This is a genomic window from Spirosoma areae, from assembly GCF_054781775.1.
This window is the reverse complement of sequence record NZ_BAAGTT010000002.1, coordinates 15,717-32,219: the sequence shown is the minus strand read 5'-3', so window position 1 is coordinate 32,219 and position 16,503 is coordinate 15,717. Positions and strand designations below refer to the sequence as shown.

Below are 16,503 nucleotides of genomic sequence, written 5' to 3'. Positions count from 1 at the left end.
TAGATCAGGTTAGGGTCGGGTTTCGTTGCGTAGCCCGTTCGGCAGAGGTCGGAAAGTTGGCCTTCCAGCCATGTCGGGACGTATCGGCCACCGCATCGGGAATATCCAGAATGGCTCCCAATTCATGTAAATCCTGTTGAAGCTGGTTCACCGTCAGGCTATTAGCGGCTTCATCAGTACGCAATGACTGCACAGCCGCCAGCCCGGCGGCCTGCCCCATGGACATGGTCTGGGCCATCGACCGGCACGAGGCATGGGCGTCGTGCGTGGCCGAAAAACACCGGCCCACTACCCAAACCGACTGGCTTCCTTTCGGCACAATGGTGCCGTAGGGAACGCCATAGATCCCCGAACCAGGAATGTATTCCCAGTACGTTTCGTCGGCTCCGTTCTGATCGTGACGGTGGTCTTCAATAGGGGCTCCGCAGAGAAAAATACGGTCGTCGGGCAGTAGCCCCGCCAGGCATTCGTCCTTCGTTAGCCGGTGTTCGCCATAAACGCGCCGGGTTTCCCGAACGCCAATCTGGTGCGACAGGCCAATGATGCTGGCGTTTTGATAACCCGGTATGTCCGCCTGAAAAAAAGTCTCATACACGAATGCCTGCCGTCGGCCTTCAAGTTCGGCTTTGGTCAGTTCTTCCGCGTTTAAGGCCGATAGCCCGGCCACTTTTACCGCAACGGTCGAGATGCACTTTTGGGCGTTCATCTCATGAGCCGAGCCTTCTTTGCGGGGCAACGGGTGCCGACCGCTGTCAACGGCTTCCTGCATTTTCCGGGCGAGCATTTTTTTGCCGCCCGCCTGCTCGTACTCTTCCAGTTCGACATTGCTCATGCGGAAGGTCGTTGTCAGGCTTTGGGCGGGTTCGTGCTGGCCGGCAATTTCATAGGCAAAACCCGCCAGATGGCAAAAATCTGCATCGCCCGATGCGTCGATAACCCGCCGGGCCACCACTTGTTGAATCCCGCCTTTATTCCAGAATATACAGCTATAACGTTCGCCAGTCTGCTCCACGTCAATCAGGGTCGTGTGCAGCAGATACCGGATGCCGTGCTGGTGAATGAGTTGATCCCAGACGAGTTTCAGGCGCTCGGGGTTGTAGTTAACGCCCGTTCCGGCTCCATACGTATTTGGCCGTAGAAACACTGCGCCCGCGCTATCCAACTCATTCACAATGCGGTCGGGCCAGCCGCCGACAATTTTGCGGGACGAAGCGCCGGGCGTAAAAAAGCCGTAGAACGTGTCGAGCATCTGCGTGGAGGTACCGCCGGGAAACCCGTATCGTTCGACCAGCATCACCGAAACGGACTGATCGCGGCAGGCCGCCGACAGGGCAGCCACGCACCCCGCCGAACCCGCACCAATAATTAGCACGTCGACCTCGGCCAGCAGTGGAATAGAAAGGTGATTGAATAGGGTAGCCATCTTATACACCAAACTGTTTTTTTATAACCTGCCGACTCATTTTCAGACTTTCCCGAATGGGACGGGTAGGCTGGTATCCCCACGGAAACGCGAGTTCAACGGTTATATCCCCCGAAAAGCCAAGCTGCTTCAACTGACGGGCAATCGCGCTAAAATCCAGGATGCCTTCCCCCAGGGCTTCCGACCAGACGCCGGTCCAGAGGTGGTCGCGCAGGTGCATGTACACAAGTTTGTCGGCGTAGGTTTTCAGGAACGTGGGTACATCCACACGGGCCTGAAACAGCCAGTCGAGGTCAGGGCCAAGCGCGATGTCGGGAACGCGCTGCAGGGAGTTTTTTAAGTCATACAAGCCGTCAGTCACCTCATACGTATGGTTATGAAGGTTGGGAACAACGCTATACTGCCTGCCGAGGGCCTGAATCTTTTTCAGCGTATCGGCCTGTACGTCAAACTCTTCGGGTGTTTTTTTGCGTTTGGCCTCGCCAACGGAAAGGCCGAATGTGCGGCCTTTCAGTTTCGACAGGCGTTCCATGATCGTGCCGGCATCGTCGATGATTTCGGCCTGTTTCTGTTTGTCCCACATGGCTCCACCATACGATGCGCCAATCAACGATACACCGGTTTGCTGGATCAAATCGCCAATCTTCGGGACGGCGTCGTTATGGCGCAGGGTGACGTCCATCAGTTCGATGGCATCGAACCCGGCATATTTTGTGTCGGCGAACACCTGATCGAGCACCGGAAAGCAGTCGTAATTCGGTTTGTCCGACGAGAATACCCAAACGTGGATGCCCAGTGTGGGTTTCGGGGCCGTAAGCGGCCAGTCCTGTGCCACCGCTATCGACCCGGCGGCCGTTCCTAAAAATGCGCGACGAGTCATCATGGTTGCTGCGGGATACTGGTATCGGCCTGCTCACTGACGTAGGACGGTATGCCGACCCGCTCGTAGAGTTTGGCCAGCCGGTGGGCATGTTCGTCGTAGGCGCTTTCAAACAACGCAACGGCCCTGTCGGGGCCAACTACATTGGCCGCTGATAATACCCTGGGCGGTTGACCAGCCTCGGTGAGCAACCGGGCTACCTCGGCTTTGATGCAGTTAATCAGAACGGCTCCGCCAACCGTCGAGCCGGGAGCAACGGGCGTATCCAGTCCTGGAACGGTTACCATGGCATCCCCCACGGGAGCGCCTGTGTCGAGAATCAAGTCGGCGAAATCGCTTAGTTTTTTGCCATCGGTGCGCTTGCTCGTGCTTTTCTGGGCGTGTTGTTTCGTAATCAGGGCCACTACCCGAATGCCCTGCTGCTGAAACAATTCAGCCATTTCGATGGGCACGACATTGCAGCCACTGGACGAGATGATCAGGGCCGTATCCTGCTCCGACAGATCGTAGTTACGCAGGATGCGCTGAGCCAGCCCCGGTACATTCTCCAGAAACATAGCCTGCCGTTGTCCGTTGGCGCCAACCACCAGATTGTGGAAGGTAAGCGAGAGTTCAACAATGGGGTTGAAGCCCGGAAACGAGCCGTAGCGCGGCCACATTTCCTCCACCATAATGCGGCTGTGGCCACTGCCGAACAGGTGCACCATGCGCCCGGCCAGAATGGTCTCGCTGAACCAGGTAGCTGCCTGCTGGATAGCTGCCGTTTGCGCTTCGATGGTGTCGAGCAAAGCCCGGCTATGCTGGATGTATTGCGTTGTCAGATTCATATCGTTTTTTTTGATTCATCGGTTAAAAAAGCAGCCGCGCCAATGGCGCCAGCCCATTCCTCAAAATAAGCTTTATGTATGGCGGTCTTTTTTCCCGCCGGTTGCCACGAAAACAAGTCGAAAAAAGTCTGAAGCGGGTCCAGCAGAACGCGGTTAGCCTGCACGATACCGCCCCCCAGCACGACAACCTCCGGCGAAAACGCATTGGCCAGTGAGGCAATGGAAACCGCCAGTTGCCGAATCGACGTCAGCCAGACCAGCGTTGCCAGGGGCTCCCCCTGTTGGTAGGCATCGACGAGGTCGTGCGTGCTTTGGTAGCGGCCAAACGACCGGCGGCTAACCGTTGCGTTGCCGATGGCATCTTCCAGGCTGCCGGGCATGCTTGTAATATCGGGATGCACACTATCGGCATTGACCGTGATATGCCCCAGGTGACCCGCCATCTGAAAGAACCCCTGGTATAGCTGTCCATTCAGCAGCAGCCCGCCCCCCACGCCCGTGCCGAGGGTCAGCATCAGGCCATGCTGCACGCCCTGTAGGGCACCAAACCGGGCTTCGGCCATCAGGGCAGCATGGGCATCATTCAGCACCCGCACGGGCTGGCCCAGGTAAGCCGACCAGTCGAAACCCTCCAGCCCCTGCAGTCGGCCGGGCATACAGGCAATAGCCCTATTGTCGGGAGTAGGCAGGCCCGGTGCCGACAAACCGACACCCTGGACTGGCTGTGGCGCCTGCTGGCTCAATAGCTGAACCGTATCGGCTATGGCACGTTGCCAGTTTCCGCCTTCGCCATCGCCGGTTGGCGTAATCAACTGCTGAAGAACCGTTCCCGTACTCGTGTCAATCCGCACACCTTTAATGCGCGTTCCCCCTAAATCAATGCCTATTGCCTGACTCAATTTCGTTGTTGGTTAATGGGTTATTGAGTTATTGACTGATGTTACGCCCAATTGCTGCCAAACCAGACGCCCCTACAGGGCTGAACCCGACGGGGTACGACAGGCTACCAAAGCTAACACCCCTACGGGGCTGAACCAGCACCATTCCGCAGCCCCGTAGGGGCGTCAGCTTTGGCAGCAATTGGGCGTAGCGCTTGATTGCCCATACCTAAATCTGGCCTTCACTGACGCCCCAGCCGCCATCGACCGACAGCACCTGACCGGTGGTGAACAACGAAGCGTCGGAAAGAAAATAAACAGCCGCCCCATCCAGGTCGGTGGCTTTCCCGATTCGCCCGCCCGCCAGCGGTTGTTTAGTTTGGATGAACGATAAAATCACATCATCCTGCGCGGCCCGTTGTGCCATTGGCGTTTCGACAAGGGCGGGAGCCAGTACGTTGATGCGGATGTTGGTTGGGGCGTAATAGGCCGCTACCGACCTGGTGAAGCCAATAATAGCGGACTTGGTGGCCGCGTAGGCGTGGGTCGAAAAGTAGGCAGGAGACGGTGAATAGCCCAGTACAGAGCCCATGTTCAGAATCGTACCGCCGGTTCCCTGCGCCAGAAAGGCCTGTACTGCCGCCTGATTCGAGAGCATCAGCGAGGTTAGATTCAGAGCAACTGTGTAGTTCCAGCCATCAAGACTCAGTTCATGGAGCGGACCATCGCCGTGGCGTCGACCACTGCCCCCGGCAACGTGGTAGAGGCCATCAAACCCACCAAATGCCTCCCGACAGCGTTCGATAGCGGTGCGGGCGGTAGCCGGGTCGGTGGCGTCACTACTGATGGCAATGCCTTTGCCCGCCAGTTGCACTTCGGCCAGTCGTCCGTTTTCGGCATCCCGACCAACGACGATAACCGACGCTCCTTCCCGGACAAACGCCCTGGCAGCCGATAGGCCAAGACCCGTTGTTCCACCAATAATAACGATTCGCTTCTGCTCTAACCACTGACTCATAGCTTCGAAGTTGCTCTGGGGTGCTTTAAGGCATCGAAGATAAAAGCAACACAGGTTAAATCCAAGAACTTATTATAATAAGTTTTATAGAATTTTTATAATACCCTGATTATGAATGTATTAATCTGAAAATTAATTTAGATATTAAGATAGGTAGAAAAATAGAGCAGTAGGTTTTCTTACCAATGCATTATATTTATCGCCTATATGAATGACCAGCTAAACCGCATTCCTCAGTACCAATATTTGTATGAGACGCTGCGGCAGGATATTATCCGGGGCGTATTTAAGGCGGGTGATTTATTGCCTTCTGAAAGTGTGCTTCAGCAGCAGTATCGGCTGACGCAGCCAACCATCCGGCAGGCCCTGGCGCTGCTGGTTCAGGAAGGCTATATTCGGAAGCACCAGGGCAAGGGAAGTATCGTGCAGGCAATTCCAATTGGCCTGGGGGTGATGTCGCTGAAAACACACATGGTCAACGCTGATGAGAAAGCAACAACTCAGGAAGAGCTGCCATCGGAATTCATCACGACCTCCATTCTGACCAAACCCATGCTGGGTTCATTTCCTCAGGAGCTGTTGTTTTACCCAACCGACGAAACACCGGGCGCGCTGTATTATTTTCTGGAACGGCTCCGGTCGGTCAATGACAGTCCGGTGTTTTACGAAAAGCTGATTTTGCCCAATCGGTATTTGCCCAATTTACCCCGTCAGCGGCTGGCCAACCGTTCATTTTTCGATTTATTACGAACAAAATATGGCCTGGTCGTTACGGGGGGAGAGCAAAAAATTCAGGCTTTAGCCGCAGACCAGGTTATAGCCGGTCAATTACAGATTGAACCCGGTAGTCCGGTTCTGCGGCTGGAAAAACGAATCGATACGAATAAATCGGATTTTAGCTTTTTCTCCCTGCTGTTCGCCCGCACGGACCAGTTTTTGTTGCAGGGCCGGTTCTAACCCCGGCGAACCGTAGGCCCGGCTTACTAACGGCCCTGAGGTTCCGCATGTCTATCGCATCGGCGCCCCGAACGACCCTTTGCAAGTTATCCGGAGCGGGTCCTGAACCGGCCCGCACGGGCGGTGCCGCATAGGTCGGACGCCTTGCCGAGAGATAAGGTAGCCCGCTCGGTTTTATCCTGTCAAAAAACTCCCAAATCACGGAATCTTACCGGCCCTCAACCCTATAGGCCGGAGCGGTTCGCCAGATATGGCTTACCTGAATGCCCCGTCAACTGTAGTGAGTCCGGTAGATAACGGGTAAGTATCTCAAAAACATACCTTTACAGTGTATAACGGCCCATCTAACCCTGTTGCCTGATGCTTACCGGCTCGTGGAAAATAGTAGGTAATCAGTACCGCGAAAGCGTCCGAACGGTTGTTCGGCTGTTTGTTTTAACGCTTGTTAGCCTTCATAGTGCGGCTCAGCCCACGTTCAATCAACTGAGTACCAGCGACGGGCTGTCGCACAATACGGTAATGGACTTGCTCCAGGATTCCAAAGGATTTTTATGGCTGGGTACTGCCGATGGCCTCAATCGGTATGATGGGGAGCGTTTTCAGGTATTTCGGCGGTCGGCGCGGGATGCCCAAAGCCTGAGCAGTAACGAAATTAAATGCCTGCTCGAAGACCGGCAACACCGCCTGTGGGTTGGCACTAATTCGGGGGGATTGAACCAGTTAGACTCGTCGGGTGTGCGGTTTCGGCATCTGCTTCACACCGTTGATGGACAGGACATCGCTACGGCCACCATTACCGATTTAGCGCAGGACCAGGCTGGCCGCATCTGGGCCTCAACCAATGGGCAGGGGTTATTACTAATAGACCCAGCCACGGGCCGGGTCAGCCAGCTAACCGCAGCCAAAAATGGACTGCCTTCCAATTTCATTCATCGGGTCTGCCCCGACCGGGCCGGTAACTTGTGGCTTGGTGATCAACAGGGGCGGCTAACCCAATTACGCCTGACGGATTATCGGATCACACCGGTAACACTGCCTGCACCGGAGGCTGCTGCTGCCGTGAGTATCATGACCATCCGGTGCGACAGCCGGGGGCGGGTATGGGTCGGTACACAGGGAAAAGGCTTATTCCGGAGCGAATCCGGCCAGACAAACTTTCAGGTCGTGTTTTATCACCCCGGCGTAGTAGAGGGAGTAAATATAGCACGCAGCCTGTATGAAGATGCCCAGGGGAAGTTTTGGCTGGGCACCGACGATGGGGTGATCGTTGCCGACGATAGCGACTTTCGACAGATTAGCCACCTGCAGCACGACCGCACCAGGATTGGCAGTATCAGCACCCATGCTACCGTCTGTGTGCGGGGTGACCGACAGGGTACGATTTGGGTTGGCACCTGGGAAGGGGGCCTGAACGTACTCTTTGCCCGGCCTAATCCCTTCAGTTTATACACCTATCGGCCTGGTCAGCCCGCCAGTCTGCTGGCCCCAACCGTGGCCACGGTAGCCGCCGACTCGCTGGGCAATGTTTGGGTTGGCAGCACACAGGGGCTGTCTTATCTGAACCGGACAACCAACACCTACCGGCATTTCCGGCATCAGCCCGGTAGCCCGCACACCTTGCCGGGTAACGATGTAACCTACGTTTATCGTCTGTCGAAAAATGCGCTGCTGGTAACCATCTGGAACAAAGGAACGTTCCTGATCGACCCCCGAACCGGTCAGGTACGGAAACACCTGAAATTACTGGGATCGGGGCTGGTTCATACCATTACCCCGACCCGGGGCGGTAAGGCCTGGGTGGCGACTAAACAAGGGGATCGATGGCTGATTGACCGCCAAACCGGGCAACTTACGCCGGTTGGGCAACTGGTGGAAGCTTCGATTTCGCTGACATCCCTGCTCGAAACGACCGATGGCGCCTTGTGGGGCGGCACCTTTGGCAATGGCCTGACCGAATGGCCACCACAAAACGGGCGTGTCCGGCATCACTACGGAAACCGCAAACCAGGTGGCTTATACGATAATCATGTTACCTGCCTGTTTGAAGACCGTCGCCATCAGCTCTGGGTTGGCACCATGAACGGGCTGCATCGCTACGACCCACACAGCCAGCGGTTTACCCTGATTGCCACCGACAATGGATTGCCCAACGATGCCATCATGAGCATAGGGCAGGATGCTGATGGCAATTTATGGGTAGCCACCAACGATGGCCTGTGCCGGTTGAGTGAAGCGGGGCGCGTAGTACGTACATACCGTCGGGATGATGGGCTGGTTGGCAATGATTTCACGGAACGGGCTGTTAGTCAGAGTGCCGACGGAACGATGTTCTGGGGCGGTAAACACGGGCTAACGGTGTTTCGCCCCAATCAGCTCAAGGCCGCTGAGCCACCTGTACCCGTTTATCTGACCGAACTGAAACTGTTCAATCAGCCTGTCCTGCCGGGTTCTGCCGACTCGCCCCTGACACACGCCCTGGCCGATACGAAAGCCATTACGCTGCGCTACAGCCAATCGGTTATCACCCTCGATTTTGCCGCCGTGCTGTTCCGGGCGCACCGCAACGTCCGGTATGCTTACCGCTTAGACGAATTTGAGGAGGCCTGGAACTACGTCGGTTCGCAGCACTCGGCCACCTACACCAACCAAAGCCCCGGCGCCTATCAGTTTCGGGTGAAAGCGTCACTCACGGACGATTTTCGGAACGCTCCCGAAACGGTCCTGCAACTGACAATTCTGCCACCCTGGTACCGTACCGGCTGGGCGTATGCGCTGTATGCCCTGCTGGTGACTGGGCTGTTGCTGGGAATGCGCCGGCTGATTCAGATTCGGGAAAGCTATAAAACCGAACTCCGGGCCGAGCATCTGGAGACCGAAAAAGCCCGCGAACTCGACCGGCTGCGTTCCGGTTTTTTTACCAACATCTCGCACGAGTTCCGCACGCCCCTTACGCTCATTCTGACCCCGCTGGAACAATTCATGACCGACAGTGCGCCCGATAGCCGACGGCCACAGTTTCAGACGATGCACCAGAATGCCAATCGGTTGTTGCGGCTCATTAATCAACTTCTCGACCTCTCGAAACTCGAATCCGATTCGCTCCGGCCCGACATCAGCCGCCAGGATGTGATCGGGTTTGTGCGCCGGGTCGTGAATTCGTTCACCGCTCAGGCCACCCGGCAGCACATTACCTTGTGCATGGAGACTGAATCAGAAACCTATGCCGGCTGGTTCGACCCCGATATTGTGGAAAAAGTGCTGTATAACCTGATTGCCAACGCCCTGAAATTTACGCCCAATGGCGGTTCCATTACCGTCAGGTGCCAGATTTTACAGGATGCCGGGTCGCCCGAACTACTGCTTGACGTAGACGATTCCGGCATGGGTATTTCGCCGGAACATACCGCCCATATTTTTGAACGGTTCTACCAGGTGAATGGGCAAAATAGGGCCAAAAAGGCCGGAACGGGCATCGGCCTGGCACTCACCCGCGAATTAGTCGAACTGCACCGGGGCCAGATCCGGGTCGAGAGCCAGCCCGGCATAGGGTCGGTGTTCGTTGTCACGCTCCCCATTCATGCCTCCGCGTTTCCCGTTTCCTGGCTCTCTACCTATCCCGCCGATTCGACACCGACGACCGATGATCAGGTACCGATTGGTCAGGTACCATCCGGCGATAACATGCTGTCGCTACCCTGCCTGACCGGGGCCGATGTGCCTGTAGTGCTGGTGGTCGAAGATCACGACGATTTGCGGCACTATCTGGCCGGTTGCTTAGGGCAGCATTACCGGGTGCTGACAGCCACCAATGGGCGACAGGGGCTGGAACAGGCCCAGGCAGAAATTCCTGACCTGATTGTGAGCGACTGGCTGATGCCCGATATGGACGGGGTCCAGTTGTGTCAGACGCTGAAAACCGACGAGCGAACCAGCCATATCCCGCTGGTTCTGCTCACCTCACGGTCGAGTACCGAAAGTAAACTGGAGGGTCTGGGCGCGGGGGCCGACGATTATGTGACCAAGCCTTTCAACCTCGATGTTTTACTGAGTCGGGCCAGGAACCTGATTCAAAGCCGACGGCTGTTACGGGTCAAATACAGCCGGATATTGACGCTCAGATCCGCCGACCCGGATGTTGTCGAATCGGCGGAAACCATGTTTCTGCACAAAATAATGACGCTCATCGAAACCCATCTTGCCGACCCTGACCTGGACGTGCAGCGGCTCGAACGCGAACTTGGCCTAAGCAACACGCAGTTGTACCGCAAACTGAAAGCACTAACCGGCAAGGGAGGCAACGAACTCATACGCAGCGTCCGGCTGCAACGGGCGGCCCAACTATTGCAGGCGGGTGGACGGCAGGTAGCCGAAGTGGCCTACGCTGTGGGATTCAACGATCCCAATTACTTTATCCGCGCCTTCCGCAAGGAATTCGGCCAGTCGCCGGGCGAGTGGGGAAAGAAAGGCGTTGGCGTGTGAGTTACTTCCAGCTAACTCCCGTCGCGTTCCCGACTGAAAAATGCCCCTCCTGCGCCGAGCGAATAGCGCGCCCATGAATTGTCAACCCCTCGAATCGCACGTTCTCGACCCGGTGCCCGGCGTCGTAACCGTACAGAATCGAGTACGGAAACTGCCCGTCCGTCACGGCAATGTTGCGAAAAAGAATGTTGTGGATATGGCCCCGGCTTTCGGCGTGGGCAGCTTCCTGACCCGGTGGAACGCGCAGCACGCCATCCCAGGCACCCTGCATGTAGTGTTTGGTGCGCTCAGCGTTATCGGCGGGCCGGTCGGTGCTGTATTGTGACCAGAATACGGCCAGATCAATCAGTTTATGGGGCGCGTCTTCAACCCGAATATTATCGTAAGTGATGTTTTCAACGGTAGCCTCGTCGCCGTTATGGATGCTCAGGGCCGCCCCCCGATCCACATGAATCAAATCGCAATCACGAAAGGTGACGGCGTTGACGGTTTTGCAGCGCAGCTCGAAACCAATTTCGAGAGCGTTACCCCAGGGCATGTTCCAGATCACGCAGCGTTCCACCAGAACATCCGTTACGTCGCGGCCTTTGCCGGGCTGGCTATAATACGTTTTGGGGTTGATGCTGAAGCTCTTAATCACAATATTATCATCGTTATTCCGCAGAAAACAATCGCGGATGCGGACGTGCGAGGTGCCGACCAGGTCGATACCATCGGAGCCATTGCGCCAGCTTACCTGCTTGTGGTCGCGGATGGTCACGTCGTCGCAGTCGAGCAGCACGAGTGTCCAGCCGGGGCTGTTCAGAATTGTAATTCCCTCGATATCAATTTTCTGACACCGCCACAACCGCACTAACCTACCGTTGTTCAGGTTACTGGCGTCCAGTATGCCCCGGCCCCGGATGCTGATATTCTGGGCATCAGTTGCTTCAATGTTACCCCGCACAATGGCCCCACCCGCAATGTAGAGCGTTTCGTTGCTCTTCAGCGTCAGGGTTCCTACGTCATAAATTTTGCCCGGCGCGAAATAGCGCACAGTGGGCGCGTTGGTGTTAGGCACGTTTTTCTCCAAAGGCGCGGCAAAAACATACAGCGCACGCCCGTGTTCGCCGTTGCGCTCGATGGAAAACTGACCCGGTTTGGTGAGCCGAAACGTAATCTTTGCCGGCGTAAGGGATACGGAAATAGCCGCGTGCTTAGGCCGGACATCCACCCAGCGCAGGTCATGGGTTGAGGTTATTTCGACCGTCACACTGCCCTCGAAACTGAAGTTAGCCATCGCCGACACGGCATTGTCATAGACAAATACGGCTTTCCCGTTCACGGTCATGCTGAAATCAGTTGCTCGTCGGGCCGAGTCGGGGGCCGGATAGGTAATGAGTTGCTGGGCAGCAAGTTGCGCCGAAAGAAATACGAATAAAAGGAGCAGGGGAAGGCGTTGGTTCATAAAGGTTTGATTAATTTTCTGCTTTGTTGCCACACGCGCAGCGGACCATTATTACTCGCTACTAAACACCAGACCGACCCATCGGCCCGCCGTAACGTTGCCACCGATTTAACGTCGCCGTCCATATTCAGCCCCACATTCGCAACCGTGCGAAATGGACTCTGGCCCGATGGTTTTCCGCCCCCGGCCAATAACAGTCCTTTGCCCGCGTCGAGCTGCCCGCCAATGGTTTCGGTGCCGTAGAAATTACCCGCCACCAACAGGTCCAGCTTTCCATCGCCCGTGAAATCGTCGGTCAGCATTCCGTTTATTGGGGATATCTGGGCCTCAACGGGCAGCGGATGGACGGCAAAGGTGAAATTGCCCCGGTTTTCGATGTAGCAACTCGCCAGTTGGCGGGCTTCGCGCACGAAGGCATTACTACGTTCCTCATCTGTAAACAACTCCTCAAACGGGTGGCTGGCGTAGTCGTGATACGTCGGGAAGCGTTTTTTAATACCTGGAATTTGAGCCATCATGATGTCGCGCTGGGCAACGGGTACGTGCTGATGGTTCAGATAAAACGTCAGGATGGGATCGAGCCGCCCGTTGTGGTCAAAATCGTCGGCATAGACCCGCACCGGCTCCGTTGCCGACGCCCGAAATTTGCTGTTCAGGCCGAGGTTACCCGTTACGTAATCGGTATCCCCATCGCCATCGAAATCACCCGCCACCAGCGAACACCACCAGCCTGTTTCGGTATTCAGGCCGTTGGTTTTCTGTCGCTGCAACTGGCCGCCAACGTTCCGAAACAGCGTTGGGGCCATCCACTCGCCCACCAGCATCAGGTCGGGTCGGTGGTCGTTGTCGGCATCGGTCCAGAGCGCGGCTGTCACCATACCAATCTGCCGCAAACCCGGTGCGAGCTGGTCGGTTACATCAGCAAACCGGCCCCGTCGGCAGCGGCCGACCGTCTCATTTCTGAACAAATAACTATCAGCCGGTTTGGGGTACTGCCCCGGCACCACGCGCCCGCCCCGGAAAACATCCAGATCACCATCGCCATCGAAATCGGCAACGGTAACGCTGCCCCCGCTCGACCGGGTGGGCGGCAGCGCAGTTGGTGCAGGCTTGAAACTTCCTTTTCCGTCGTTGAGGTATAGCCGATCCTGATAGGTTGCCGACAAGCCGTCAATTTTGCTGCCCCCACTCACCACATATAAATCGGCGTCGCCATCGCTGTCAGCATCGAAAAACACCGCGCCCATGTCTTCATAAGCATCGCTGCCGGGCAACGTTGCTGGCTTAAATTGCCCATTGGCCTGTTGTACATACACGCTGGAGTGATGACCGAAATCGGTACCCACGAAGAAATCATCGAGCCTGTCGCCATTTACATCACCAACGGCCAGATACGGCCCGTTTTGCGAATACAGGTGGGGTAATAAGGGGGTTTGGTTAAAGTCAACAACCGTATTTTCGTCGTGCCGAATCGCCAGCCCGCTTTCGGTCGCCGACAGTTCCGTGAATAATGGCGGTTCAGTTGGCTTACTTGCTAACCAGTCGCTCACGGGTTGATACGGTACGTTGAGCATCCGGTTAGCCGCGCCCGGCCCAACGATTTGTTTTTTGCCGTTCGGATAGCGAACCACGAGCGAATCGTAGCGGGGGCTGGCTCCCAGGCCAAAATGAAGCACGTTTTCGACGGTCGAGACAAACCCCCGCACGGGCGCCAGTTCGAGCATCTGCAGTTGCCCACCTGCATAGAGCCAGATTTTGGTGCCGATAGCAACCGGTAGTTTGTCAGTAGGTAAAATGCTGACTCGTAGCCAGTTAGGGTGGTTTTCGCGCTGGTTCAATTGATTCTCCAACACAAAGCTCTCGCTGTCGATGTTGTTGGTAACCAAATCCAGATCACCGTCATTATCCAAATCAGCGTAGGCGGCACCATTGGCAAAGCCCATTTGGTTTAACCCCCAGGCTTCTGATACGTCCTCAAACGTGAGCGCGGTTTCGGCCCGTTCGGGGTCGATTGCACCCCGGTTGCGGTAAGCGTATTTCGGTATTTTCAACTCGGGCAGGCCGTAGAGTTCAGCTTTTGCCTGCCGCAATTGGGCGTCGGGTGTGCCAAAGGAAGCCTGTTCGTGGTTAAAGGCGATGAAGTCGAGATTTGTTACGTCGCGACGGTAGCCGTTGGTGATGTAGAGGTCTTTCCAGCCATCGTTGTCAAAATCGGCCAGCAGCGGTGCCCAACTCCAGTCGGTTTTTTCGATACCGGCAAGTTGGCCGATTTCGGAGAAAGAAACCCCGCCGGATGTCGTCCCGGCCCGGCCCGCCGGACCTCTGTTTACCTGCAGCGTATTACGCATGAATTGCGGCTGATAGCCCAACTGCTTCTCCATCTGAAACCGATTGTAGTTCGAGCCGGGCAGCATCATTTTTTGCCGGTAGTTATCTGCTGGAAGCATGTCTAATACGACAATGTCGGGCAGGGCATCGTTATTGATGTCGGCAATGTCTACGCCCATGCCGTTGTGGGTCTGGTGTTTCAGCAGGGTAGCTGCCTGATTGGTAAAGCCGGGTTTTTTCGGGCCGGGTTGATTCATCCAGACTAAATCATTGGACAGGAAATCATTGGCGCAATACACATCCGGCCAGCCGTTATCGTCCAGATCACTCACGCAAACACCCAACCCATAACCCTCGGTCAGAATACCGGCTTCGCGGGAAACGTTTTTGAAATGTCCATCTTCATTTTCATATAGCCGATCTGTACTGGTGGCTTCTCCATTGAATTGTTTGGGGCGGAGGTTATTTCGGCTGGTGGTTTCGAGGGCGTTGGTAAGCAGGTAGCAGTCCAGATCACCGTCCCGGTCGTAATCAAAAAAAACCGCCTGGGTGCTGTAGCCCGTATCGTTGAGGCCGTATTCGGCAGCCCGTTCCGTAAACGTTGGAACATCCTGATTGGGTGCCAGGCCGTTGTTAATAAACAACTTGTTCGCCCGTTGAGGGGTTTTCGGGGTTTTACCGGCTACGCATACGTAAATGTCGGGCCAGCCATCCTGGTTCACATCGGCCACGCTTACACCCGTACACCAGACATCAGTACCCGTTTTCGATTGGCCTGTTACGTCCCGAAAACGCATTTTCTGGCCGGGTTGCGTGTCGTTCAGGTACAACCGGCCAGATACCTGATTACCCGCGAAATACAGGTCCTGCCTGCCATCCCGGTTAAAATCCCCCACGCCCACGCCCGCGCCGTTGTACATGTACTCGAAGGTCATGGCGTTGAGCGAGTCCGTTTCGGTGAGTTGGTTGGCAAACGTAATGCCCGTCTGCGACGAAGGCAGCTTAACGAACAGTTTATCCTCGTTCTCCCGGCTACTCAGCCAGCCCGTCAGCGCAATCGTTGCCGCGCCTAAACCATAAACCAGATACGTTTTCATGACCGGCGGGGGTTAGCAGGATGCCCGGAACTGGAGTTGCAGCGGCAGCGAACGCGGGGCCGCACAGGGGCCGGGTTGCCCGCTTAGGATTTGGCCCACCAACCGCCCCACCTCCGCCGATGGGTGGGCAATGACCGACACGCCCCCGGCCAGCAGCCGGGTGTACTCGTTTTCCACAAAGCTCACAACGCCCAGCTCCTGACCCAGCCGCAGGCCCGTGCGCTGACTATAATCGACCAGCGCGATGAGGTGGCGGCTATCAGCCACGAAATAGGCCTGTCTGGGCTGTATATCGCCTTCCGTAAGCTCGTCAATCAGTTCAAAGTCAAACCCATGCGCGGTGCAGAACCGCCGGAACGCCCGGATGGAGTCGGCATCGAAACAGTCGTGTTCGGGCAGAATTAAGTTCAGACGGGTGTATTTGCGAAGGGTGGTCAACTGGCTCAACAAAGCTTCGTAAAGAGCCGTTTCGCCCCCATACCGAAGCTGGTGGCCGTGTTGCAGGGCGTCGGGCCACTGGTTGCCAATCAGAATCAGTTGCTGGCCCGGCACATTCCGCAGGCTTTGCAGCGTGGCAGGGTCCTGCCCAATCAGGTGCGGCATCAGCACAAAATAATGGTAATCGCCGAGGTGTTTGCCCAGCAACTGACACAGCAACTGCCGCTGGTAATTAAAGCTGCACACGTCCAGAATGACCTCGCGGCTCAGGTTGGCGGCAATGGCATCGTGGAGTTGCTTGACGCTGTCGGTCAACTGGCCCGTCACGATCAGCACACGCAGGGCGTGGCGTTTGCTTTGACCGGCAATAAAAAAGCCTTTGCGGTTGATGGACGTAATAAATCCCATCTGGTAAAGCGTTTCGTAGGCCCGCTTCACGGAGTCTTTGGACAGATACCATTCGGCGCAGGCTTCGTTGAGGGAGGGCAGACGATCACCGAGAGACAGCACCCCCTTTTCAATGTCGCTCACAATGGCATTGACCACCTGTAGGTATTTGGGCGACCGGGTGCGGTCACCAATAAAAACGTCGGTCTTCATGATCTATTGAGGTAGTAAGGTTCGCAATCACACATCAGCCCGGCAGGGCCAGCCACAGCCCGAGCCACAGCAGCCCGAACAGCAGCAGCAGGGCCAGCACTTCCAGCCACCGCAACCAGGTATGTCCTTTA

10 protein-coding genes are annotated in these 16,503 nt (G+C 56.1%); 2 read left to right on the top strand and 8 right to left on the bottom strand.

Features of this window, described 5'->3' with window-relative positions; translation table 11 throughout:
• Window positions 1-4: 4 nt before the first annotated feature.
• From ACYVI1_RS01055 to ACYVI1_RS01035, 5 genes are all read right to left on the bottom strand, one after another.
• Window positions 5-1,423: an FAD-dependent oxidoreductase gene (locus ACYVI1_RS01055; protein ID WP_460905743.1), complete on the bottom strand. Its 1,419-nt coding sequence runs from the start codon at window positions 1,421-1,423 to the stop codon at window positions 5-7.
• 1 nt (window position 1,424) lies between these two features.
• Window positions 1,425-2,306: a sugar phosphate isomerase/epimerase family protein gene (locus tag ACYVI1_RS01050; protein WP_460905740.1), complete on the bottom strand. Its 882-nt coding sequence runs from the start codon at window positions 2,304-2,306 to the stop codon at window positions 1,425-1,427.
• On the bottom strand, window positions 2,303-3,130 hold the full coding sequence (locus ACYVI1_RS01045; protein ID WP_460905737.1) for a sugar isomerase domain-containing protein: 828 nt from the start codon (window positions 3,128-3,130) through the stop codon (window positions 2,303-2,305). The genes ACYVI1_RS01050 and ACYVI1_RS01045 overlap by 4 nt, the downstream gene beginning before the upstream one ends.
• Window positions 3,127-4,029: an ROK family protein gene (locus ACYVI1_RS01040; protein ID WP_460905734.1), complete on the bottom strand. Its 903-nt coding sequence runs from the start codon at window positions 4,027-4,029 to the stop codon at window positions 3,127-3,129. The genes ACYVI1_RS01045 and ACYVI1_RS01040 overlap by 4 nt, the downstream gene beginning before the upstream one ends.
• A gap of 208 nt (window positions 4,030-4,237) precedes the next feature.
• Complete coding sequence (locus ACYVI1_RS01035; RefSeq protein WP_460905730.1) at window positions 4,238-5,026, bottom strand: SDR family NAD(P)-dependent oxidoreductase; 789 nt, start codon at window positions 5,024-5,026, stop codon at window positions 4,238-4,240.
• 207 nt (window positions 5,027-5,233) lie between these two features.
• Between ACYVI1_RS01035 and ACYVI1_RS01030 the strand changes: the two genes are divergently transcribed.
• Both ACYVI1_RS01030 and ACYVI1_RS01025 read left to right on the top strand, forming a co-directional pair.
• Window positions 5,234-5,983 (top strand): GntR family transcriptional regulator, encoded by a 750-nt coding sequence (locus ACYVI1_RS01030; RefSeq protein ID WP_460905727.1) that lies wholly within the window; start codon window positions 5,234-5,236, stop codon window positions 5,981-5,983.
• 360 nt (window positions 5,984-6,343) lie between these two features.
• A complete protein-coding gene (locus tag ACYVI1_RS01025) occupies window positions 6,344-10,462 on the top strand; it encodes a hybrid sensor histidine kinase/response regulator transcription factor (protein ID WP_460905724.1) in 4,119 nt (1,372 codons plus the stop codon).
• 1 nt (window position 10,463) lies between these two features.
• Here ACYVI1_RS01025 and ACYVI1_RS01020 read toward each other — a convergent pair whose 3' ends face one another.
• The 3 genes from ACYVI1_RS01020 to ACYVI1_RS01010 are packed head-to-tail and all read right to left on the bottom strand — an operon-like array spanning window position 10,464 to window position 16,372.
• Window positions 10,464-11,909 carry a glycosyl hydrolase family 28 protein gene (locus tag ACYVI1_RS01020; RefSeq protein WP_460905721.1) on the bottom strand — a complete coding sequence of 482 codons (1,446 nt, stop codon included), beginning with the start codon at window positions 11,907-11,909 and terminating at the stop codon, window positions 10,464-10,466.
• Window positions 11,906-15,334, bottom strand: a complete 3,429-nt coding sequence (locus ACYVI1_RS01015; protein ID WP_460905718.1) for a VCBS repeat-containing protein — start codon at window positions 15,332-15,334, stop codon at window positions 11,906-11,908. The genes ACYVI1_RS01020 and ACYVI1_RS01015 overlap by 4 nt, the downstream gene beginning before the upstream one ends.
• A gap of 12 nt (window positions 15,335-15,346) precedes the next feature.
• Complete coding sequence (locus tag ACYVI1_RS01010) at window positions 15,347-16,372, bottom strand: GntR family transcriptional regulator (RefSeq protein WP_460905715.1); 1,026 nt, start codon at window positions 16,370-16,372, stop codon at window positions 15,347-15,349.
• Window positions 16,373-16,503: the final 131 nt, after the last annotated feature.

What these genes read in the sequence shown, in the direction of transcription:
- ACYVI1_RS01055 (WP_460905743.1), bottom strand. Translation starts at nt 1,423, where the DNA reads ATGGCTACCCTATTCAATCACCTTTCTATTCCACTGCTGGCCGAGGTC.
- ACYVI1_RS01050 (WP_460905740.1), bottom strand. Translation starts at nt 2,306, where the DNA reads ATGATGACTCGTCGCGCATTTTTAGGAACGGCCGCCGGGTCGATAGCG.
- ACYVI1_RS01045 (WP_460905737.1), bottom strand. Translation starts at nt 3,130, where the DNA reads ATGAATCTGACAACGCAATACATCCAGCATAGCCGGGCTTTGCTCGAC.
- ACYVI1_RS01035 (WP_460905730.1), bottom strand. Translation starts at nt 5,026, where the DNA reads ATGAGTCAGTGGTTAGAGCAGAAGCGAATCGTTATTATTGGTGGAACA.
- ACYVI1_RS01030 (WP_460905727.1), top strand. Translation starts at nt 5,234, where the DNA reads ATGAATGACCAGCTAAACCGCATTCCTCAGTACCAATATTTGTATGAG.
- ACYVI1_RS01025 (WP_460905724.1), top strand. Translation starts at nt 6,344, where the DNA reads ATGCTTACCGGCTCGTGGAAAATAGTAGGTAATCAGTACCGCGAAAGC.
- ACYVI1_RS01020 (WP_460905721.1), bottom strand. Translation starts at nt 11,909, where the DNA reads ATGAACCAACGCCTTCCCCTGCTCCTTTTATTCGTATTTCTTTCGGCG.
- ACYVI1_RS01015 (WP_460905718.1), bottom strand. Translation starts at nt 15,334, where the DNA reads ATGAAAACGTATCTGGTTTATGGTTTAGGCGCGGCAACGATTGCGCTG.
- ACYVI1_RS01010 (WP_460905715.1), bottom strand. Translation starts at nt 16,372, where the DNA reads ATGAAGACCGACGTTTTTATTGGTGACCGCACCCGGTCGCCCAAATAC.